The sequence below is a fragment of the Mesorhizobium comanense genome (assembly GCF_005503535.1).
In the GTDB taxonomy this organism is placed as follows: domain Bacteria; phylum Pseudomonadota; class Alphaproteobacteria; order Rhizobiales; family Rhizobiaceae; genus Mesorhizobium; species Mesorhizobium comanense.
Genome location: NZ_SCNN01000029.1, coordinates 1 through 21,242, shown reverse-complemented (window position 1 = coordinate 21,242; position 21,242 = coordinate 1). Strand labels below are relative to the sequence as shown.

Annotated in this window: 20 protein-coding genes and 2 pseudogenes; 10 read left to right on the top strand and 12 right to left on the bottom strand. The window is 59.7% G+C overall.

The features are described 5' to 3' along the window. The first annotated feature begins 137 nt into the window (after positions 1 to 137). Together ligD (FFS37_RS30990) and FFS37_RS30985 are read left to right on the top strand one after the other, a co-directional pair. A complete protein-coding gene (ligD, locus tag FFS37_RS30990; protein ID WP_137934756.1) occupies positions 138 to 2,777 on the top strand; it encodes a DNA ligase D in 2,640 nt (879 codons plus the stop codon). A 33-nt stretch (positions 2,778 to 2,810) separates the two neighbouring features. Then, on the top strand, positions 2,811 to 3,191 hold the full coding sequence (locus tag FFS37_RS30985) for a DUF4112 domain-containing protein (protein WP_137934755.1): 381 nt from the start codon (positions 2,811 to 2,813) through the stop codon (positions 3,189 to 3,191). On the opposite strand, the gene ligD (FFS37_RS30980) is transcribed toward FFS37_RS30985, so the two are convergent. From ligD (FFS37_RS30980) to ku (FFS37_RS30970), 3 genes are read right to left on the bottom strand one after another with little or no spacing between them, the layout of a single operon-like run. Further along, positions 3,192 to 4,250 (bottom strand): non-homologous end-joining DNA ligase, encoded by a 1,059-nt coding sequence (gene ligD / locus FFS37_RS30980; RefSeq protein WP_137934754.1) that lies wholly within the window; start codon positions 4,248 to 4,250, stop codon positions 3,192 to 3,194. 52 nt (positions 4,251 to 4,302) lie between these two features. Continuing rightward, positions 4,303 to 5,115: a non-homologous end joining protein Ku gene (gene ku, locus FFS37_RS30975; protein ID WP_137934753.1), complete on the bottom strand. Its 813-nt coding sequence runs from the start codon at positions 5,113 to 5,115 to the stop codon at positions 4,303 to 4,305. 11 nt (positions 5,116 to 5,126) lie between these two features. After that, positions 5,127 to 6,029 (bottom strand): non-homologous end joining protein Ku, encoded by a 903-nt coding sequence (ku, locus tag FFS37_RS30970; protein WP_137934795.1) that lies wholly within the window; start codon positions 6,027 to 6,029, stop codon positions 5,127 to 5,129. 204 nt (positions 6,030 to 6,233) lie between these two features. Between ku (FFS37_RS30970) and FFS37_RS30965 the strand changes: the two genes are divergently transcribed. After that, on the top strand, positions 6,234 to 6,416 hold the full coding sequence (locus tag FFS37_RS30965) for a hypothetical protein (protein ID WP_137934752.1): 183 nt from the start codon (positions 6,234 to 6,236) through the stop codon (positions 6,414 to 6,416). 29 nt (positions 6,417 to 6,445) lie between these two features. After that, positions 6,446 to 7,327, top strand: coding sequence for a hypothetical protein (locus FFS37_RS30960; protein ID WP_137934751.1), 882 nt, complete (start codon positions 6,446 to 6,448; stop codon positions 7,325 to 7,327). Here FFS37_RS30960 and xth read toward each other — a convergent pair. From xth to FFS37_RS30915, 9 genes and pseudogenes are all read right to left on the bottom strand, one after another. Continuing rightward, positions 7,324 to 8,112, bottom strand: coding sequence for an exodeoxyribonuclease III (gene xth, locus FFS37_RS30955; protein ID WP_137934750.1), 789 nt, complete (start codon positions 8,110 to 8,112; stop codon positions 7,324 to 7,326). The genes FFS37_RS30960 and xth overlap by 4 nt on opposite strands. Positions 8,113 to 8,201: 89 nt before the next feature. After that, positions 8,202 to 8,420 (bottom strand): hypothetical protein, encoded by a 219-nt coding sequence (locus tag FFS37_RS30950; protein WP_137934749.1) that lies wholly within the window; start codon positions 8,418 to 8,420, stop codon positions 8,202 to 8,204. 415 nt (positions 8,421 to 8,835) lie between these two features. Beyond that, complete coding sequence (locus FFS37_RS30945) at positions 8,836 to 9,426, bottom strand: SOS response-associated peptidase (protein ID WP_137934748.1); 591 nt, start codon at positions 9,424 to 9,426, stop codon at positions 8,836 to 8,838. A gap of 99 nt (positions 9,427 to 9,525) precedes the next feature. Beyond that, positions 9,526 to 10,614: pseudogene (gene dinB, locus FFS37_RS30940) on the bottom strand (DNA polymerase IV). Between the two features lies 1 nt (position 10,615). Continuing rightward, positions 10,616 to 12,685 (bottom strand): ATP-dependent helicase, encoded by a 2,070-nt coding sequence (locus FFS37_RS30935; RefSeq protein WP_137934747.1) that lies wholly within the window; start codon positions 12,683 to 12,685, stop codon positions 10,616 to 10,618. Between the two features lie 947 nt (positions 12,686 to 13,632). Next, positions 13,633 to 16,509 (bottom strand): Eco57I restriction-modification methylase domain-containing protein, encoded by a 2,877-nt coding sequence (locus FFS37_RS30930; protein ID WP_137934746.1) that lies wholly within the window; start codon positions 16,507 to 16,509, stop codon positions 13,633 to 13,635. Next, entirely contained in the window at positions 16,506 to 16,694 is a 189-nt protein-coding gene (locus tag FFS37_RS30925; protein WP_137934745.1) for a hypothetical protein, read from the bottom strand. The genes FFS37_RS30930 and FFS37_RS30925 overlap by 4 nt, the downstream gene beginning before the upstream one ends. A 283-nt stretch (positions 16,695 to 16,977) precedes the next feature. Next, positions 16,978 to 17,403, bottom strand: a complete 426-nt coding sequence (locus FFS37_RS30920) for a hypothetical protein (protein WP_137934744.1) — start codon at positions 17,401 to 17,403, stop codon at positions 16,978 to 16,980. A gap of 157 nt (positions 17,404 to 17,560) precedes the next feature. Then, the gene (locus tag FFS37_RS30915; RefSeq protein WP_232375837.1) at positions 17,561 to 17,761 is read right to left on the bottom strand and encodes a helix-turn-helix domain-containing protein; all 201 of its coding nucleotides are present in this window, start codon (positions 17,759 to 17,761) and stop codon (positions 17,561 to 17,563) included. Positions 17,762 to 17,868: 107 nt separating this feature from the next. Between FFS37_RS30915 and FFS37_RS30910 the strand changes: the two genes are divergently transcribed. From FFS37_RS30910 to FFS37_RS30885, 6 genes and pseudogenes are all read left to right on the top strand, one after another. Beyond that, positions 17,869 to 18,378 (top strand): hypothetical protein, encoded by a 510-nt coding sequence (locus tag FFS37_RS30910; RefSeq protein WP_137934742.1) that lies wholly within the window; start codon positions 17,869 to 17,871, stop codon positions 18,376 to 18,378. Between the two features lie 80 nt (positions 18,379 to 18,458). Next, positions 18,459 to 18,728, top strand: a complete 270-nt coding sequence (locus FFS37_RS30905; RefSeq protein ID WP_171026489.1) for a single-stranded DNA-binding protein — start codon at positions 18,459 to 18,461, stop codon at positions 18,726 to 18,728. Further along, positions 18,725 to 19,177, top strand: coding sequence for a thermonuclease family protein (locus FFS37_RS30900; RefSeq protein ID WP_210240494.1), 453 nt, complete (start codon positions 18,725 to 18,727; stop codon positions 19,175 to 19,177). The genes FFS37_RS30905 and FFS37_RS30900 overlap by 4 nt, the downstream gene beginning before the upstream one ends. Before the next feature lie 330 nt (positions 19,178 to 19,507). Then, on the top strand, positions 19,508 to 19,690 hold the full coding sequence (locus FFS37_RS30895; protein ID WP_137934740.1) for a hypothetical protein: 183 nt from the start codon (positions 19,508 to 19,510) through the stop codon (positions 19,688 to 19,690). 115 nt (positions 19,691 to 19,805) lie between these two features. After that, on the top strand, positions 19,806 to 20,879 hold the full coding sequence (locus FFS37_RS30890; RefSeq protein WP_332313029.1) for a DUF3991 and toprim domain-containing protein: 1,074 nt from the start codon (positions 19,806 to 19,808) through the stop codon (positions 20,877 to 20,879). Between the two features lie 113 nt (positions 20,880 to 20,992). Next, positions 20,993 to 21,136: pseudogene (locus tag FFS37_RS30885) on the top strand (DUF1419 domain-containing protein); the annotation flags it as partial. Between the last annotated feature and the right edge of the window lie 106 nt (positions 21,137 to 21,242).

Here is a 21,242-nt window from a genome sequence, read left to right as displayed (position 1 = left end):
CATATTCGCCACGCGAGATACTCGCAACCTGACATGCGCGGCGCGGCGGGAACAAGAATCCTTCGCGGGGGGTTTTCGTCTCGACGTGGCCTGACCTTCTGTCGGGATCGGCAATGCGAAATCGAACGAGGTCGATGATGGTGGCTGACAAGCTCTCAACCTACAAGAAGAAGCGGGATTTCAGGCAGACGCAGGAACCGAGCGGATCGACCGAGGTCAAACCGTCGAACCGGCTACGTTTCATCATCCAGAAGCACGATGCCACCCGGCTCCATTACGATCTCCGCCTCGAACTCGACGGCGTGTTCAAATCCTGGGCGGTAACCAAGGGGCCGTCGCTCGATCCGAGCGACAAGCGGCTCGCGGTCGAGGTCGAGGACCACCCGCTCGACTATGGTGATTTCGAAGGCACGATCCCGAAGGGCCAATATGGTGGCGGCACGGTCATGCTCTGGGATCGGGGCTACTGGGAGCCGGAGGGCGGCAAGTCGCCGGAAGAGGCGATGAAGAAGGGCGACTTCAAGTTCGTGCTGCACGGCAAGCGGCTGCACGGAAGCTTCGTGCTCGTTCGGATGCGTCACGACCGCGACGGTGGCAAGCGCACCAATTGGCTGCTGATCAAGCACCATGACGACCATTCGGTGGGAGAGAACGGCGCGGCAATCCTCGATGAGAACATGACCTCCGTCGCATCCGGGCGCACGATGGATCAGATCGCCGCCGGCAAGGGCCGCAAGCCGAAGCCGTTCATCATGGCGAGCGGCGATGTCGAGGCAGATGCCGTCTGGGATAGCAAGCACGGCCTCGCCGCTGATGAGCGGAAGAAGAAGACCCTCAAAGATGTTGCGACTTCCACGGCCGCCGACCTGCCCGACTTCATCCCGCCGCAGCTTTGCGAGACGCTGGACCGCCCGCCCGCCGGCGACAGCTGGCTGCACGAGATCAAGTTCGACGGCTATCGCATCCAGATGCGGGTCTCCGACGGGAAGGTGACGCTGAAGACCCGCAAGGGCCTGGACTGGACCGCCAGATATCCCGAGATCGCCGAGGTTGCCACGTCGCTTCCCGACTGCATCATCGATGGCGAGATCTGTGCCCTCGACGACAATGGTGCCCCTGACTTCGCCGCGCTACAGGCGGCATTGTCGGAGAAGAACACAGGTAACCTCGTTTATTTCGCCTTTGACCTGCTGTTCGACGGCGGCGAGGATTTACGGGAAAAACCGCTGACCGAGCGGAAATCGCGGCTGCGAGATCTTCTCGGAGATGCCACCGACGACCCGCATCTGCGCTTCGTGGAGCATTTCGAAACCGGGGGCGATGCGGTGCTGCGGTCCGCGTGCAAGCTCTCGCTGGAGGGCATCGTCTCCAAGCAGGCGGACGCGCCCTACCGATCCGGCCGCACCGACACCTGGGCGAAATCAAAATGCCGGGCGGGCCACGAGGTCGTGATCGGCGGCTACGCCAAGACAAACGGCAAATTCCGCTCGCTGCTGGTCGGCGTTAACCGCGGGAACCATTTCGTCTATGTCGGCCGGGTGGGAACGGGCTATGGCGCCAAGACCGTCGGGACGCTGCTGCCCATGCTGAAAGCCGTGGAGACGGACACATCTCCCTTCACCGGGATCGGTGCGCCAAAGAAGGAAAAAGAAGTCGTCTGGCTGAAACCCGAACTCGTCGCCGAGATCGAGTTCGCCGGCTGGACTGCGGACGGCCTTGTGCGCCAGGCAGCCTTCAAGGGCCTGCGGGAAGATAAACCGGCGGCGGAGGTCGAGGCCGAGAAACCTTCTTCGCCTATCAAGGCCGAGACACCAGACCCGGCGGCCGTCGCAAAGGAAAAGCCCAGCCGCCGCAAGGGCGCAAAAGCCGAGGTCATGGGCGTGCTCATCTCCAATCCCGACAAGCCGCTCTGGCCGGACGCCGGCGATGGCGAGCCGGTCACCAAGGAAGATCTCGCCCGTTATCACGAGGCCGTCGGTTCCTGGCTCATCGACCATGTGAAGGGCCGGCCATGTTCGATCATTCGCGCGCCCGACGGGATCGGCGGCGAGCAGTTCTTCCAGCGGCACGCCATGCCCGGCACGTCGAACCTGCTGGAACTGGTCAAGGTCTTCGGCGACAAGAAGCCGTATTTGCAGGTCGATCGCGTCGAAGGGCTGGTCGCCATCGCCCAGATCGGCGGCATCGAACTGCATCCCTGGAACTGCGAGCCCGGCCAGCCGGAGGTGCCGGGCCGCCTCGTCTTCGATCTGGATCCCGGTCCTGACGTGGATTTCTCCACGGTCGTCGCTGCCGCGCGCGAGATGCGCGACCGGCTGGACAATCTCGGTCTCATCAGCTTCTGCAAGACCACCGGCGGCAAGGGGCTCCATGTCGTCACACCGCTCGCCATCAACAAACGCAAGCCGCTGTCCTGGGCGGAGGCCAAGGGTTTTGCGCATGACGTCTGCCAGGAGATGGCCCGCGACAATCCGGACCTATATCTGATCAAGATGACCAAGAGCCTGCGCGGTGGGCGGATCTTCCTCGACTACCTGCGCAACGATCGCATGGCGACCGCCGTGGCGCCGCTTTCACCGCGCGCGCGGCCGGGCGCCACCGTCTCGATGCCGCTCACTTGGACGCAGGTCAAATCCGACCTCGATCCGAAGCGCTTCACGATCCGCACGGTCCCGGCGCTTCTGAAGAAAACGGCAGCCTGGGAGGATTATTGCGATGGACAGCGTCCGTTGGATCAAGCCATCAAGCGGCTCGGCAAGCAAAAGGCCGCTGCATGAGCGCGGGACAGGGCAGGGGGATCGCGATCCGGCATGAAGCATGACATCCCGATCGATCACTTGATGCGTCTTCGCCGGATACGGGGCTTGGCCAGGTTGATGGATACCGCCTTGAGAATTCCGGGCACGGGCGTCTCGCTTGGCGCCGACTCCGTTCTTGGCCTGATCCCCGGCATCGGCGACTTCGGCGCTGCCGCTGTCAGCCTCTTCATCGTCAACGAGGCACGCCGTCTCGGCGTGCCGAAGGAGACGCTCTTCAGGATGCTGGTCAATGTGGGCTTCGATACGGTTGCCGGAAGCGTGCCGGTGCTCGGCGACGTCTTCGACGTCTACTTCAAATCCAATCGGCGCAATCTGCAACTGGTGCTCGATCACTTCGGACTCGATCACGCCGATCTGGATCGGCAGCGATGATCAGCGGCGGCCGCCCGCCGCGGCCCTATCGAACACCGCGGCATTGTCCTGGATTTCGCGCAGCCCCTTGTAGGAGGCGTGGCGTAGATTGCCGTCGTCGGTCCAGCCTCTAAACTCGATCTCGGCGATGAGCGTCGGCTGGGCGAAGACGTAGTTCTTTCCCTTCAGAGGCACGACCGGCTTTTTGGTCTTGAGCTTGTCGAGCGTCTTGCGCAGATATTCGGCGTCGGCGGTCTTGAAGCCCGTCCCGACCGAGCCGACCGACACCCAGCCGTCGCCCTTGCGAGCCGCCAGCAACAGGCTCCCGATGCCGCCGCGTGCCGCTTCCGACTGCTCGTAGCCGACGATCATGAAGCTCTCGCTCTGGATGCACTTGATCTTGATCCAGTCGCCGGTGCGGCCGGACCGATAAGGACGATCGCGATGCTTGGCGATGATGCCCTCAAGACCCATTCTGCAGGCGTTTGCCAGAAGCTCCGTTCCGCCGCCATGAGCTTCCTCCGAGAGCTGCACCGCGCCAACCGTTCCGTCGAGGAAGTCTTCGAGCAGATGCCGGCGGACGGCGAGCTCGGTCCTGGCCAGATCGTGGCCGTCGAAATAGAGGAGGTCGAAGGCGAAGAACACTGCTTCGGTCGAGGCGCGCTTTCCGCCGCGCCCACCAAGCGAGCGCTGCAGCGCTCCGAAATCCGAATGACCCGCCTTGTTGAGGACAACGGCTTCGCCATCGAGGATGGCGGTCCCCACGCCAAGTTTCCTGGCGTCCGCGGCGATCACGGGAAAGCGGTGGGTCCAGTCATGGCCGCCGCGTGTGATGATCCGCACGCCCTTCGGCTCGATATGAATGGCCAGGCGATAGCCGTCCCATTTGAGTTCGTACAGCCAGTCAGGGCCTTCCGGCGGCGTCGACCGGAGCAGGGCGAGGCATGGCTCAACGCGGTCGGGCATCGGATCGAACGGCAGGCTCGGCTGCTCGGGGTGGCGCTTGCGCACCGGACGCGACTGCAGCGTCTCGCGGGACTCGTCGTAAAGGGGGATGGCGGATTGGCGCTTTCGTTTCATCGGTGTCCATCACATGCGGAGAGTCCGAACATAGGTGCCTTGCGCGAAGAATTCAGGATGCACGCTTGCCTTTCTCGCCTGCGGCGAGACTCTTGCGCAGCGCATCCATGATGTCGATGACATTCCCGCCCGACGGGCGGTCGTCGCCCTTGGCCTTGCCCTTTCGCGATGGTCTCAGCGCCTTCTTCTTTTTGGCGATGATATCGAGCAGGGCGTCCTGCACCGGGTCGGATACCATGTCGGGCGACCATTCCTTCGTGTGCTGCTTGATGAACTTCTGCACCAACGGAATAAGCTCGGGGTCGGCCTTATCGTCGATATCCTCGAAATAGGATTCCTCCGGCCGAACCTCGTCGCCGAAACGCAGCGTCCAGAGCACGATGCCCTCGCCGCGCGGTTCGAGCACGACGGCGCGCTCGCGCCGGCCAATCACCAGCTTGGAGACGCCGAACACCTTGTCGGCCGCCATCGCGTCGCGAATGACGGCGAACGCCTCATGACCGACCGGATCCTCCGGCACCAGATAATGCGGCTTTTCCAGATAAATCCATTCGATGCTGTCGCGTGGCACGAATTTCTCGATGTCGATGGTCTTGACCGTATCAAGGGCGACGGCGTCGAGATCGTCGTCGGTGAGGAGCACGTAGTCGTTCTCGCCGCGGGCATAACCCTTCACCTCGTCGTCGTATTTGACGGGCTTCCTGGTGACGGCATCGACATATTGTGAGGCGACACGGTTGCCGGTCGCCTTGTTCAAGGTGTGGAAGCGGACCTTCTCGCTCTCCGACGTCGCCGGCGACATGGACACAGGGCAGGTGACGAGAGAGAGCTTCAGATAGCCTTTCCAATAAGGGCGCGGTGCCATGAGTTCTCTCCTCAACCAGCTTTACGCTGCGCGGCGGCCGGGCTGCGCGCCTTCGAGGCCGCCGACCGGGCTGCCGGCTTGCGACCGGTGCCCTTGTTGGCATTGGCGGCGGCGCGCTTCGGCTTGTCGTCGCCGGCCTTGAGCATCTTCGCGCTCTCGCGCAACGCGGCCAGCAGGTCGTCGGGTTTCGAGACCTTGACCTCCTTGCGCTTCGGCAACGCCTTGCCTTCGATCTTCGCTTTCACCAGCTCGGCAACTGCCGCTTCGTAACGATCGTCGAATTCGGCCGGATCGAAGGTCCCTTTCTTCGTCGCGATGATATGCTTCGCAAGATCCAGCATCTCGCCCTTGATCTTCAGTTTTGGCATCTCTTCGAACGCCTTATCCGACGAGCGAACCTCGTAGTCGTATTGCATGGTCGTGGCGATCATCCCCTTGCCATGCGCACGGATCAGCACCGTCCGTATTCGGCGGAACAGGACAGTGCGCCCCACCGCAGCGACTTTGGATTTCTCCATAGCGTCGCGCAGCGCAGTGAAGGCATCGGAGGAGACCCGATCGGTCGGCACGAGATAATACGGCTTGTCGAAATAGACGTCGTCGACGCCGGCGCAGGGAATGAAGGCTTCGACCGTCAGCGTCTTGTTGCTTTCCGGGATCGTCGCAGCGACCTCCTCGGGATCGATCATGATGTATTGGCCATTCTCGATCTCGAAGCCCTTGGTCTGGTCCTCGCGGTCGACTTCCTTGCCGGTATCGCTGTCGATAAAGATGCGGTTGACGCGGTTGCCGGTCTTTTTGTTGATCGTGTGGAAGGAGATGCGCTCGGAGGTGCTCGCCGCCGTGTATAGACCGACGCCACAGCTCACCTCGCCGAATTTGATGAAGCCTTTCCACTGAGCACGCTGGGCCATCTCGAAACTCCCGACTCGACGCAACCAACGCGAGTCAAGCGAATCACTTGCGAATTTGTTCCGATTCAAAAATGAATCGGAAATCAATGACTTAGGGGCGGCGCGCCTCCCTCATTGCGAGTCTGCAATATGTCCTTGATTCGCTGCATCTTTCTTGCCGTTCCGTGCGTTCTTCCCGGACCACCACCGGAAAGGAATATTGTAATGACGAAGCGTGAGACCATCGATACCGGAACCGACAGGCGCTATGTCCGTCGTGACGAGAAGGGCCAGTTCAAGGAAAGCGTCAATGTCGGACGATCCCTGTCCGCCGACCGCCGCCACAAGGCGAAAACCGAGGCCAAGCCCGGTGAAGGCGACCGGGGCGATCGGCATACAAAGCACTGAGTGCCTGCTATCCTGAGCACGGTGACGCCATGGACGAGGAACGCGAGATCGGCCATAAGGCCGAAGAGGACGGCGAGCATGCCGCCGTCGCGTTCCCGTTCGACCGGATGACGGTGCAGCGGTTTCGCGAGACGTTCCCGCGGGCTCGCTGGAGTGACCGGCGAAAGGCGTGGATCCTCCCTGGCAAGACGGCCCGCCGACGCATCGATCGCTGGATGGCGAGAGAGCAATCCCGCCTCGACCCCTATGCCGAAGCGAAGGGGAGGGACGCCTATGCCTTCGAACCAATCCTCAGCCCCTATCTCAGCGTCGACAGGGACGGGTTTCGCGTTAGGACGCCCTATTCGCGCAAACTCGTCGAGGAAATCCGGCAAGTTCCCTTCGCCCGGTGGGACGGCGCCGAAAAGGCCTGGCGCGTGCCCTTTTCTTCCTATGACGATCTTGTCGATCACTGGCAGGCCATTGAAGCGGAGGCGCAGCGCTGCGAGCCAGAGGAAAGGCGCAAGCGCGCCGAAGCGCGCAAGGGCACCGATGAAGAAAGAATAGCCCGCCGTCGCACAGCCGAGCGAAAGCGGAGACGCATCCCGCTTCCGGCCGAGGATCTGCCGCCACTGGATCGTCCGGTCGCGACCGCGCTCTATGGTATCATCGTCGTGGACGACGTCACCGGTGAGCTCGTCGACCCAGGTGAGATCAGCGATCTCTATCCGGACTTTCACGGTGATCGCGTCTGGGGAGCCTGGCGCGTTCCCTCGCTCGAAGAGCTTATCCACACGTGGGCGTCAAAGGTCGAGCCGACGGAAAGGGAGCGTCAACGAGGTTGGTGGCTCCCCACCATCGAGGAACTGCGTGAGGCAAGGCGGACAGCACGGTCACGCGAGAGACGGATGGTTTCTCAGCCGCCCGCCTAATCCGCATCCGCCGGCAGATCGATCTCGATCATGACGGGGGCGTGATCGCTGGTGTGCTCCCAGCTTCGCGGCGTGCGTCGGACACTGGCCGACCTCAGCCACGGTGCGATGGTCGGGCTGAGCAGGAAATGATCGATCCGCAGCCCTGCATCGCGCTCGAAGGAATGTCTCCAATATTTCCAGAATGTGTAGATGCGCTCATCGGGATGGAGATGACGGATCGCATCCATCCACCCTTGCGCGACGAGATCGCCATAGGCCTCGCGAACCTCCGGGCGAAACAATGCGTCATCGCGCCAGCGCTCCGGTGCATAAACGTCGAGATCGGTCGGCATCACATTGTAGTCGCCGACCAGCAGGGCCGGAATATCGAGGTCGATTAGCTCGGCGGCATAGGCATGCAGGCGCTCGAACCAGCGCAGCTTGTAGTCGAACTTCGGGCCGGGCGCGGGATTGCCGTTCGGGAGATAGAGGCAGCCGACAAGGATCCCGTTGATGGCTGCTTCGATATAGCGGCTGTGCGTATCGTCGGGATCGCCCGGGAGTTCGCGGCGTGTCAAAACCGGAAGCGTGCCCTTGGCAAGTATCGCTACGCCGTTCGAGCTTTTCTGGCCGTGCGATATGCCCTCGTAACCGAGGTTCTGCAGCTCGCGCCGCGGAAAAGTCTCGTCCGTTGCCTTGAGTTCCTGAAGGCAGACCACATCCGGCGCGTCCTCCTTCAGCCATCGAAGCAGCACCGGTAGCCGGCCAATCACGCCGTTGACATTGTAGGTGGCAATCTTCACGCAGTCTCCTTACGACGATCGATGATCGTTCCGGGAAACAGGTGGTGGAAATTAAAAGGTCCGCTCGCGGCGATCGCCGAGACGAGCCCTCAGGGATCGCGACGACCGTAGTGCTCACGGGCGATGGATTCGAGGAGCGGTCGATCAAGGCCCGGTCGATAGGTCCCGCCTGGATAGGCGTCGAGCAGATATCGCGCAAACGCCCTTCTCGCCTCGGGATCTCGGCTGAACCATGGTTGCGAAGTGATCTCCTCGTAAACGTCCTTCATTGTCGAAAGCTCGTCGGGTGCAAAGATACCGTTGCTCATTTTCTTACCCCCCAAATCACAGTTCGTCTGGGAACAAGCGGCCGTGCGACGGGTTTGCAGCCACGTTTACAGTTGAGCACGCCGGGGACCGCGACGGATGATTTCATGCCGCCCGCCTCGGCGCTCTCTCGTGCCGAACGACCACCGGGATATGATATCGTGAAATACGAAGATGGCATGCAGATTCTGTACGACGTCCTCAGCAAGGGCGTGTTCATCCAGTTGCGCGGCAAATCAGGGTTCCTCAAAGCCCCTTTCCAAACCAGCGGGAGGCGATACGCGCTGCGGAGGACTACTGCCGAGAGCTCGGGATGGGGCGATTCCCGCCCGCAATAGGGGCCCGAGAGAAGATGGGAAGCGCCCGGCGTATGTTGCCGTCTCAGGCTGAACGGCCTTGTTTTCCGATCGGACCGATCTACCCCACCTGCTCCACCGATAAGGAGCCTTTCGGAAGCGGTTTGATCAACGCCTTTGCGGAAACCGAACTATCGAGCCAATCGGCCCAACTCTCCTGTTCGAGAATGACGATCTGACGGTCATGGTAGGGAGCGATATCCGGCCCCGGTTCCATCGTCAGCATGGTGAACGCCTCGCCGACGTCCTCGGTCTCGCGCCAGATGCCGGCAATGGCAAAGATGGGCTCGCCGGTCTTGCGGAACAGCCACTTGTCCTTCCGCTTCTTCTTCGGGTCGGCCGGCGCGGTGAACTCGTAGAAGCCATCGGCGACGATGAGGCAGCGGTTGGAGGCGAACTCGCGGCCCTCAGAGCGAAAGTTATAGACCGGTTTTCTCGTCGGGCTCGGCCAGCTCCACCGGCGCTGAACCAGTTCCCCGGCTCCGCGCTCGCCTTCGATAGTCCGGACAATCGGCGCAGTATCGGTGATCTTGATATCCTCGCGCGCCTCGATATTGGGACGCCCCTCGGGAAAGCGGATCTTGATCTTGCGATGCTCGAACTCCTCGATGACCGAGGCCAGTTCGACCATTAGCCGGTAATCGTTGCACATGGCTCCTCCGAATGATCAGCATCTACAGCACCTCGCGGCGCGCTGCATTTGCAATGTAAGGCGCTGCGTCCGGATTTCGACTGCAGACTGGAGGCGCGGCTAGATCTGCAACTCCAATTGGTCCGCCGCGGTTTCCTCGTCATCCATGAAAGACGATAGCGTGATGCCGAGCAGGCGTATGCCTTTTGGCGTAGGGAACAACGGCTCAAGGAGCGATTGCGCGATTGCTTCGAGATCATCAAGCCGGCCGATCGACGTCGACGTCGTCCTGCTGCGGGTGATAATCTGGAAGTCGGCATATTTGACTTTCAGCGTCACGGTCCGCCCATGGAGGCCCTTGGCACCGCAATGACGCCAGACCTTGGCGGCAAGCGGTGGGATTTCGGCGCGGGCGGCGGCGAGATCGACAATGTCGACAATGAAGGTGTCCTCGGCGCCAACGGACTTGCGCGGCCGATCCGGTTGCACGGCCCGGTTATCGATGCCGCGGGAGATATTGTAGTACCAAGCACCCGACTTACCGAAATGCTCCTGTAGCCAGGAAAGCGATTTTGCCTTGAGATCCGCACCGGTCAGGATGCCAAGCCGCTCCATCTTGGCGGCTGTCGCCGGCCCGACGCCGTGGAATTTCTTGACCGCGAGCGCTTCAACAAACCCCGGACCATTCTTCGGTAAAATTACTGCTTGGCCATTGGGCTTGTTGAGGTCCGAGGCCATTTTCGCCAAGAATTTGCAATAGGAGATGCCGGCGGATGCGTTGAGGCCAGTGACCTCCTTGATGCGCGCCCGGATGATTGTCGCGATCTCGGTGGCGATTGGAATTCCCTGCTTGTTTTCGGTCACGTCCAGATAGGCTTCGTCCAAGGAGAGCGGTTCAATCAAGTCTGTGTGTTCGGCAAAGATCTCGCGAATTTAAGCGGAGACCGCGCGATAGGTGTCGAAGCGCGGCGGCACAAAAATCAGGTCCGGGCAGCGCCTTTTCGCCGTTACCGATGGCAGGGCCGATCGAACGCCGAAGGCGCGCGCCTCGTAGCTCGCCGCGGCAACGACGCCGCGCGCTGCTGAGCCACCGACGGCGACTGGCATTCCGCGAAGCTCTGGATTGTCGCGCTGTTCGACCGACGCATAGAAGGCATCCATATCGACATGGATGATCTTCCTTATCGGGTTGTCGCCGTCCGCGCTCATGTCATTTCCACATCGATCGCATGCGCGCGGTGACATCGATGCGGATCTGCTTGGCGCTGCGCTCGCTGGCGGCCGCCGAGACCTTTGGCCAACTCGTCCCCTCGAAGAACTGCAGGAGCGTGGCCGGGATGAAGCGCGTCCGCGACGCATAGACATGACGGTCGCCTTGGGCGTTCTGTCCGTGCGTGAAGAACCGTTGCGGCGTGAGAAGGGTGAGTTTGTCGCGCGCCCGCGTCATCCCGACATAGAGCAGCCGGCGCTCCTCCTCGAGTTCCGCGGTCGTGCCTGTGCCGAGATCCGAGGGAATGCAGCCGTCGACGACGTTAAGCATGTAAACGGCGCGCCATTCCTGCCCCTTTGCGGAATGGATTGTCGAGAGGATCAGATAGTCCTCGTCGAGCAGGGGCACGCCGGCCTGGCCACTGGTGGCATCCGGCGGGTCAAGCGTCAGTTCGGTGAGGAAGCGTTCGCGGTTGGGATATCCACCGGCGATCTGCTCGAGCTGGATGAGGTCGGCCTTGCGGGTATCGGCATCCTCGTGAATGCGATCGAGATGCGGTTCGTACCAGAGACGTGCGAGGCCGATTTCTCCAGGCCATCCGCCCTCGACTTTGCGGAGGGCTGTGAGCAAGGTGACAAAGGCGGGCCAATCCTCACCCGTCTTGGGCGGCGGCGGGATCTCCGCAAGCGATTGGAGTGGTTCGGGATCGGCCGCGATCGTGTCGAGGATCTTGCCGGCCGTCTGCGGACCAATGCCCGGCAGCATCTGCAGGAGGCGGAAGCCGGCGACGCGGTCTCGCGGGTTCTGCGCAAAGCGCAACGTTGCCAGGAGGTCTTTCACATGCGCGCTGTCGAGGAACTTCAGGCCGCCGAACTTCACGAACGGGATATTCTGACGCGTGAGCTCCACCTCCAGCGCACCGCTATGGCTCGATGTCCGGAAGAGCACCGCCTGCTGCTTTAAGGTCATGCCGACTTCGCGGTTCGCCAGCACCTGCTCGACAATGTAGTTGGCCTGGTCGGTCTCGTCCTTGACGGTGACGAGCATCGGCTTTTGTTCGGATTTCCGATCCGTCCAGAGGTTCTTCGTGAAACGCTCGCGGGCAAGATCGATCACGCCGTTGGCCGCCGCGAGGATCGGCTGCGTTGAGCGATAATTGCGATCGAGCGTGATCACGTCGGCCGGTTTTGGTGAGAACTTCTTCGGGAAATCGAGGATATTGCGCACCGTCGCCGCTCGAAACGAATAGATCGACTGGGCATCGTCGCCGACGACTGTCAGGCCGCGGCCGCCGGGCTTGAGACCCATCAAAATTGACGCCTGCAGGCGGTTGGTGTCCTGGTATTCGTCGACAAGGACGTGATCGAACCGGCCGCCGATGTCGTCGGCAAGCTCGGGGTCGGACATGACCTGCGCCCAGTAGAGCAGCAGGTCGTCGTAATCGAGCACGTTCTGCGCCTGTTTCGCCTCGACATAGCCGGCGAAAAGTTGCTTCACCTGCTCCTCCCAGCCCATCACATAGGGATAGGACGATTTCAGAACCTCGTTGATCGAGCTTTCCGAATTGACTACGCGCGAATAGATAGCAAGGCATGTGCCCTTGGTTGGAAACCGGGTTTCCATCTTCGAGAAGCCAAGCTCGTGGCGGACGAGGTTCATAAGGTCCGCGCTGTCCTCACGGTCATGAATCGTGAAGTCGACGTTGAGGCCGATCTGCTCAGCATACATCCGCAAGAGCCGCGCACCGATGCCGTGGAAGGTGCCGGCCCAGGCCATGGCGTCCGCCATGACGGCCGAATTGTCGCCGAGCACTTGCCGGCAGATCCGCTGCACGCGGCGCCCCATCTCCGCCGCCGCGCGTCGCGAAAAGGTCATCAGGAGGATGCGACGCGGATCGGCGCCATTGACGATCAGATGTGCGACGCGGTGGGCCAGCGTATTGGTTTTGCCGCTCCCGGCGCCGGCGATGATGAGCAGTGGCCCGCCAACTGAACCGTCGGCCAGGCCTATGCCATGCTCGATCGCCTCGCGCTGGCGATCATTTAGTTTTTCCAGATATGTCGCTGCCATCTGTCTATAGCTCGAAAAAAGAGGATACATCCCAAGATCGAAGCGCAAAGGATGACCGGAACATATAATGAACGTAGCAGCGTCACGGGCGAAAGAAAACCCTGGAGAGTGACCTCGCCTGCCCGCCATTGAGCGGTAGGTTCCATAATAGAACTTATGCGATATATTATAACATAACGAATCGTGCGATGAAAGACTTTCTGTGTTTGCAGGGTCCCCAGCCGTTTCCTTGACAACCTACATTTCAACCAGCAAGTGCCACAGCTCAATTGGCGGGCGCCCAACACGGTTATGTGATGATCTACCCAAAATGGTACGGGCCACTGCATCGTGGTGCTCGATTGCTATGGAATCCGCGGTTGTCCATGGTTTTACGGTGCAAGCGACAAAGGCCTTCACCCAATGGTTCAAGGTTTCCATCCAAGCGTCAGAAGTTCGCGATTGAACATAGCCAATTATAGCCGCGGTTTCGTAATTTCCGCCGTGAAGGCCAGCCATAAATCGCTGAACGCCACCGGTTGTCGACCTTCTGGTGTGAAGATACTCGCGCCGTTCTCGCTTTTTAAGGTCTGGAGTTGGAAGCCTTTTACATTCGATAGGAATTAGGGGATCATAATATGTATGCTGGCGGCCGTTGATCCAAATAGAGCAGCCTTTCGGGGAAGCTATCAGATCAATTGTCCTCCCCCCTTTTGCTGTATCCGGATCCTCAGGTTGAAAATTGATATGGTCGAGTTTGGCGCGCCGGGTATGGTTGTTTAGAAATTTGCACAACTGGCTCGTCAACGTCGTTTCGCTCGTTACATTTTTTCGGCGAATGGGGTCGTCCCGCCATAGTGGAAGGCAAGATAGTACGAATTGCATCATCTCACGCAGGAACGTTCCAGGTAGATGCATATCGGTGTCGAATGCGCCAGTTGCAGCGCCTGAAGGATCGTCAGCGAGCATCAAAAACCCTGGCCGCGAAGATCAAAGAGAAGGTCATCTGCATCTCGCAGTGCGATTGATTTTAACCAGTAACGTTCCCTGTCGGGTTTGATCAGATAGACAAACTTTCGATCGTAAATTCGCGCAATGCGGGTCATCGCTAGACTTGTGCCTCGCTTTTCATGCAGAAGTGCTTCGACGTGCTCCTTCAGATCTGACATTCCGCCCAGATCGACGTTGGCCTTTCCGAATGCAAAGAGTTCGCACCTCATCCCCGGCCAAGTTTGCGATTCGAGTGGGACTAGTTGATTGTCGCGATAAATTGCATTGATCTGAGAGCAAAGGAGCGAGCGAAACGCATCGATTCCGGTCGGCGGCTTGCCAGCTGGCGAGGCGAAGCCATGACGCATGAACTCTCTATAGTAGAGCGCTATGTCGTCTAGGACGATTGACTCGTTTTCGCTTAGGTCCAAATCGCCATTGGATGGGAATGGAAGCTCATAGATATCCTTGCAGGAGATCGCTGTCGCCTTTTTCGTGAAAAGCTTCGTACTATTTGCCGCGACGAACCCCTGTAGTTTAAGTTTGTTTTTGTTAAGCCATTTCGAGGCAGCTTTAAGCGGGCGTGGATCCTTACCAGAGAATCCAACGATCTGGTCTTTATAGGTAAGGTCGCCTTTGTCCCAAAAGCTATGATGTAGGTCCATTTGTTCGCGAACGAGAAGAAGTGGAGGTCGGAAAATTTCCGCCCTACGCGGCACTTCGATCGGAACTCGTGGCATCACCTTAATCTGGTCCGTCTCGACGCCATTCCCCGTCAAGCCTTCCGATGGCAGAAACTGCTTTCCGGTAATGTAGTCGACAATACTGCCTCGGCCCTTGTCTCCTTGGATGAACCCTTCACCGTGCTCCCAGCGATGCTTGGCTGCAAAGTCGCCAAGCGTCGAACACATTCGCAGCCGCGTGACAACAGCTTGAACGCGCACCCCGCCTAAGAGACCCGCACGCCAGACGACGACGCCACTGTCCTTCAGTAGATCACCACGGCGATGCCATTGAAGATCATAGTAATCGACTTCGAAACGAAGATCTGCTCGCGCGCGAGGTGTTCGTCGGAAAATTGCATGAAGAACCTTACGATCGTCAGTAGGTTCGCTTGCTTCAGCCACGACTGCGATTGCTTTTGTGTCCGCTGCATCAAACAAGCCGCGGATCGATACAAAGTCGAGGATCTCTCGGAGATCCCACTTCGCGATGAACTCCCTTCGAAAATCATCGGCACCCGGGTTATAGAGGAAATTATATTGCTGCAGCATGCAGAGGACACCACCCGGAGCCAGTAGTGACATGCTGTCATGGAGGAAAAGGAAGGCTATCTGCTTATCGGGCAGAGACTGATGGGCCTCATCATACCGCTTGCAGCTCTCGATCGCGCCGGGAGTGTCGAGTTCGGACGCGAACGGCGGATTCCCAACGACCACACCAAACCTATCCTTGAAACCGTCTTTTTGAAGATGCTCAAAAAAGCAACTTGTAATAATTGTCCTATCGATCAGGGGAGGAAATAGCTTTTTGCTGCGTCCAAGCTCATCAGAGGTAAGCTCGTCGCACATTGCAAGCGATAGACTGAAGGCAGCAAGCTCCACTGCACCATGCTCTAGATCGGTCCCGCGAAGGCGATGAACCAAGTCCTTTAAGACGGCGACAGAGGGACGACCCCAGTTATTTTTGCTACGCCAATGAAGAATGATCCTTTTATAAGCTTCTACGAGAAATATCCCTGAACCGCATGCTGGATCAAGAAGCAGCTCGCCATCGTTGACAATCTTATCGAGGCGCGCGGGGTCGAGTACTTCGTCCAAAAGCAGCCGTACGAGAGCAGGCGGTGTATATACGCTACTCTTCGTATTCTTCACAAACATTTGGTAGATATGGCTTATCAGCTCGACGGGCAAATCTTTGAAGGAATATCTTTTCCAAAAATCAAGCTGACCGTCTTTATCTTCCTTAGCATCGATCAGGCGCTGGAAGCCGGAAAGATCGAGGCCGTCCTTCAGGGCAAGCTTATGTTCGTCATCCAGCGAGAAAACACCGCCGTTGAATTTTAATTCAAGATCTTCAAGAAGAGCAACGAGCGCACTTCCTTGCGTCAAAATATCCGCGAAACCAGATGCGCCTGGTAGGAAACTACCGAAATAACCTTCACCAAGTGCGCCCCTCTCATCGAGGTAGGCAATAAGCAGTGAAAGGATCAGAAGACGACGGACCAACTCTGGCGCAATGTTGAGTTCGCCTCTCTTCAGTTTGGCATTGAGCAGGCCTATAGCGGTGATGAGCGCCCGGTGCGCGGCCTTCTCCCTGGATAAAAGTTTCTCCGATACTTCAGGATCATCCCAGATCGTGCCGTTGCGCAAAAGCTCCGCGTTCCAGTAGGCTTCTGCGCGCGCAATTTTTCCGGCTAGCCTGATGAAGTCGACCGGCCGACAAACGAGCGCACCATTTTTGTCGAGGAAATCTGCATCATGCCGGCAACGAAACAGTTGAACGAGACCCGGCGTGTGTCGATAGACCACAGGCACACCACCCCAGTTCCATAAACGCTTATGGAGGCGAGCGAACTCGGGGTCCTTCGCAGAACCTTTGGAGATATAGATGAAAGCTTGGGCCGGGCCGGGATGCCTTGCGCTTCCCGCTTCAAAGAAGACTGCGGTCGCGCCGTACTCGGCTGCCTTTTCCATGACGACGACTTCGGCTGGTGGGCGCCCTGCTGGCGAGTAGCCTTCCACGACCATAAAGCCGTCGATTAGCTTACCGTTCTGGGCAAGCGCATCGATCGCCGTCGCCAACGAGGGCTCGACGCGCAACGTCTCCTCAACGGCTGCCTTCGCTTTTCTCACGATTTGCGCTGCTTTTTGCTGAGTTCGAAGCCTTCGCGGAGAAGGTCGACCATGCTGATTCCATGCTCGACCGCATAGATTTTGAAGGCCTTTTTGAACGAGCGAGGCACCTTAAAATTTAAAGTCTGCAGGTCGTCGGCATTCGCCTCCGTCTGTGACGCTGTTCCGGTTTGAGTTTCGATCATGTGCCCCGCCTCGCCGAATCGAAATTTTAACGACGAGAAGTTGCATTCGCAACAAATATTTCAGTATTGCCGTAAAGGGAGAAAAACGGAAATACGGCTTGCTGGCTTTCTGTGTTTCGTGCCTCATATGATAGACCCATAGCTTCCCCTGCGGCGCAGAAGCATCCTCACCTCTGCCTGCCGACTGGACCTCTTCCGATTCGGCCCAAGTAAATCGAACCTAGGGATGAGGCAAGCGACGGCAGGAAATCCGCCGTAACCGGAAGCGGCTTCCCACCAAGCCTTATTTCACTGGTCGACAAACCAATGGTCGAAGCTCTTGGACGATGACGCCCGCTTTCGGCGAGAGCAGTACTCCGATCCAGTTGTCCGAAAACACCCCCGCCCCGTCGGCCGGCGAAAGCCAGATCACGTCATTCGTTTCGAGCTCGATCTTCACCTCGCTCCCGATCGGGCTGCCGACCACCGTCTGGACGTAATGGCGCTTGATCGGATGAACCGCGCCCTTCTGATCCGTCAGGCGGTTTTCGCGATAGTCCAGGGCGAGTTCCCCCTCCTCCGCAACCGCGGCGCAATCGACGGAACGCTCACACCGGATGACCGAGGAAAACCGGCACGTCCAGGCCAGGCTCGTTGGCCACATCGGGTTCTCACCGGCATATGCAGCGGTGGCGATCGCGAGGAGACCTGAAGCTAAGAGATAACGCATGGCCGATATGCCCCGAATCCTGCGCCGGAAACCTTGCGGTTCATCCAGCGATCATACAGAGGCGGAAAATTAAATATAGTTTATGTTTTCGGCAAGCCGTTTTTGGCAGGAAGTCGGGTTCAGTCCGCGCGAGCAGCGACATTCCCGGCATTTTCGATCAAAGAGGCGCGGACCCGCTCATGAGTTCTTGCAGGGGCACATCGAGGTTGATGCTGATGCGGGTAATCGTCTGCAAAGAGGGGTTCGCTATTCCTTCAAGGATTTGAAAATAAAAGGGATAAGTCACTTCGCACAGCTCGGCCATTTCTTTCTTGTTGAGGCCGCGTTTTTCCCGCTCGCGCTCCATGACCCGTGCCATGTTTCGCAGGATCCTCGTACCAAGCTCGGTGTCTGCCTTCTTGCGCTTGCTCGTCATCGTCGTATAAACTATAATTTACTCGTAGTGTGTTTGATGAGAAGAGTACGATGATCGCCAAAGCCAAGCCTCACCATGTCGTCCTCGGACTGTTTCTGACGGCCGCGGCCCTTCCCGCTCCCGCCACTGCCAGCGAATGGGGCTGCGAAGTGCTGCTGTGCGCCTCGTCTTCCAATCCGTCCTGGCGGGGCGTGTCCGCCTGCCATCCGCCGATGAACCGGCTTATCTCCGCGATGAAAAAGCCGGGCTTCGACTGGCCAACCTGCCCCGAGGCGGGAACGGGTTCGCCGGGTCACGAGCGATATGCGGATTGCCCGGAGGGCTATCAGGTCGGAAGCAGGGGGGACCGCAATGGATTCGCCCGAGAGGGCGATCTCTGCGTCAAGACAGTCAACATTTGCCAGGGCAGAACGCACGGTCTCTACAGTTCTGATCGGCAGCGGAGCTGCATACAAACGGTCTCCATATCCCGACCGCTCAGGTCAGAGCCATACTATTTCGATATCAAGAATGACACTTCCGGGCAAACCGAGCGGCATTGGTTCGGGCTCAACAGATAGACGGTTTTCCTCGATTAAGAAAGGTTTAATCCATGCGTACGGTTAACCGGCATACCTTGCTTGGTCACGTCGGAAACATCATGCCGCTGAAGGGCGTGTTGAAGGTGAATGTGGCGACCAATCGCGAGTGGCAGTCGGACGGAGAGCGCAAAAGTGCCACCGACTGGGTTCAGATCACGGTCCTGGACAAGAAGCAGGCGGAATGGATCGAAGGGCACGTCGAAGAGGGCGATCTCGTCTACGTGGAATCCCGCGTGTCCAACAGCAGCTATGAACGCGCCGGCGAAAAGGTCTATGCCACCGACGTCATTGCGCAGCTCTTCAATCTCGTATCGAAAAAGACCTCATGATGCTCACTCGGGCCGTCATGGCCGTGGGGATTTCGCAATTGTTGATGCTCGCCGTCGCCTCGGCTTCAACGAATCGTCACACGATTGTCGGTGCAGCGGTCTGTGATCGTGACGCCTGCCAGGATGTTACGCTCTGGATCTGGGATGGCGATACCTTCACAGTCCACGACGGGACCGGCAGGCGCGAGAAGATCCGCATCGAGAACATCGATGCGCCGGAGATTGACGGAGCGTGCGCCGCGGAACGCGTTGCAGCGCTGCAAGCGAAGGACGAACTGGCAAACCAGGTGTCGGGTCACCGGATCGAATTGGTCCGTGGCAAACTTGACCGCTACGGACGCCAGTTGGCGCGCGTTGCCGTGGAAAGACGCGATGTCGGAGAAACTCTGATCGAGCTTGGCCTCGTGCGCCGGTGGGATGGCTGGCGAAAGCCATGGTGCCATAGCTGACCTCGCCGCTCTCGCGGGGAAGGCAGGCATATTCCAGCCGAGAGCAGATCCCGGCCTCGGGATGAACAACCCGAGCAATATCGGGTGAGAGGAGATGTGTTCTGCCGCGACGCCTGTGCAGCAACCGACGCCTCCATAGGGAACGGACCAATCCCGCTCTTCTGGAATGGCGACCTGGTCCAGCGCGGGGCTATGACGATCAACCCGCAAGGGGTCCGTTAGCAAGCTACGGCCGCTGCGGCATGCGCCTTCGCGGTGATCGCGCCCCGCCCCGGACCAAACATGGCGCCATCGAGCGGGAATTGGCCCGCTCCCGGATGGAGCCTCACCATGTCGCACGATCTCTCGCTCGCCCAATCACATGCCTTTCACCTCGCCCGTACGCTCATGGTCCCGGTGACCTTGTTCCGATCGGCTGGAGAGTACGGCGTCCTGCCGAGCGAGGAGCTCGACGACGCCGACGTGGACGTGATCCACGAGATCGATCCCTTCGACTTCGGGCCGGCTCACTGAGACCGCCCTGCCCTCCTCTGAGGTGCCGCATCCATGCGGCGTCCGCAAGGGAAGCGGCGCCGCGGCGGGGCGCGGGTTCCCCTCGCCCCGATTTCCGCGCCCTTGCAGCCGCCGCTTGGCGCGGCGGGTGTCGGTCTGCTGCGCAAATGTGTGGACGGGAAATGAAGGGGGTGGCCGCTGGCGCGGCCGGATCGGCATGAAAAGAGAGAAAATCAGAGAGTTGAAGGAGAAGGTGAATTGCGGTGCGCTTCTGGAGCGGGCCGGATTTGCCGTCGACGTCAAGGAGAGTACGCGCCGGGCCGTCAAGTTTCGCCGGGGCGGCGAAATCGTCATCGTGACGCATGAGGGGAAGGGCTGGTTCGATCCGCTCAGCGACGACAAGGGCGATATCTTCGCGCTCGTGCAACGCCTTGATCATGTCGACTTTGTCGAGGGTGTCGAAAGCGTCGCGTCTCTGGTCGGTTTCCAGACCAGCGATCCGGTCTGGGCGAAGGCACCCCGCGAACGGCCCGCAGCGACGAGCCTTGCGGATCGATGGTCGGCGCGACGCGTTCCATGGCGCGGGTCCGCAACTTGGCGCTATCTCTTCGGCTCGCGCTTCCTTCCGACGAGCGTGCTGCGAATGGCAATCATGAGCAACCAGCTTCGCGAAGGTCCATATGGCAGCATGTGGGCGGCCCACACGGACGATGGCGGCATTGTCTGCGGCTGGGAGGAGCGCGGCCCGGAATGGCGCGGGTTTTCGACGGGCGGCTCGAAAACCTTGTTCCGTCTTGGCGCGCGGGATGCCTTGCGCCTGTGCGTCACGGAGGCGGCGATCGACGCGATGAGCCTTGCGGCCTTCGAAGGTCTCCGCGAGGGTTCGCTCTACCTCAGCACCGGCGGGGGGTGGTCTCCCCTCACCGATGCGGCCCTGCGGATCTTGGCGTCGCGTCCCGGCGCCACGCTGGTCGCGGCGACTGACGCAAATGATCAGGGCGAGACATTTGCCGAGCGTCTGCGCGTCCTCGCCGACAGCACCGGTTGCGCCTGGCAGCGGTTGCGGCCCACGGCGGACGACTGGAACGAGGCGCTCCAGGAAAAGGCGAAGATGGAAAAGGAGAGAAGGGAGGAATGGAAAAAGGCGAGGCGTGCCGGATGCGCGCCGCCCGCGTCAAGGGAAGCTTCGCCCGGCGGAGCCGGCCCTTGACCCGGCCGGTCGCGATGCCGGCGGTCGAGGAGGGGTAACAGAGGACTGAGGAAGAAGGCAGGGTCGAGAAGGCTGTGCCGCACTTCGGTCCGATAACCCCGAAGGAGCCGCATATGACCACCGCACCCACAATCCGCAAGGTATTCCAGGGCATCGCCGACCGCCACCAGATGTATCGCATGTTCGACCGCCATGCCGGGCGCGTTCACCGCCGCGCTGACGACGCAACGGCGCTCTATGCAGGGGAATGGTTCGAATATGTTGCATAGACGGTTATGTTGCGGCCAAGCCTATAGATCAGTTCAATCGCCTTTTCGGGTCGCATATAGGCAACATAATTTTCATCGGTGCGCCCTGCCTGCA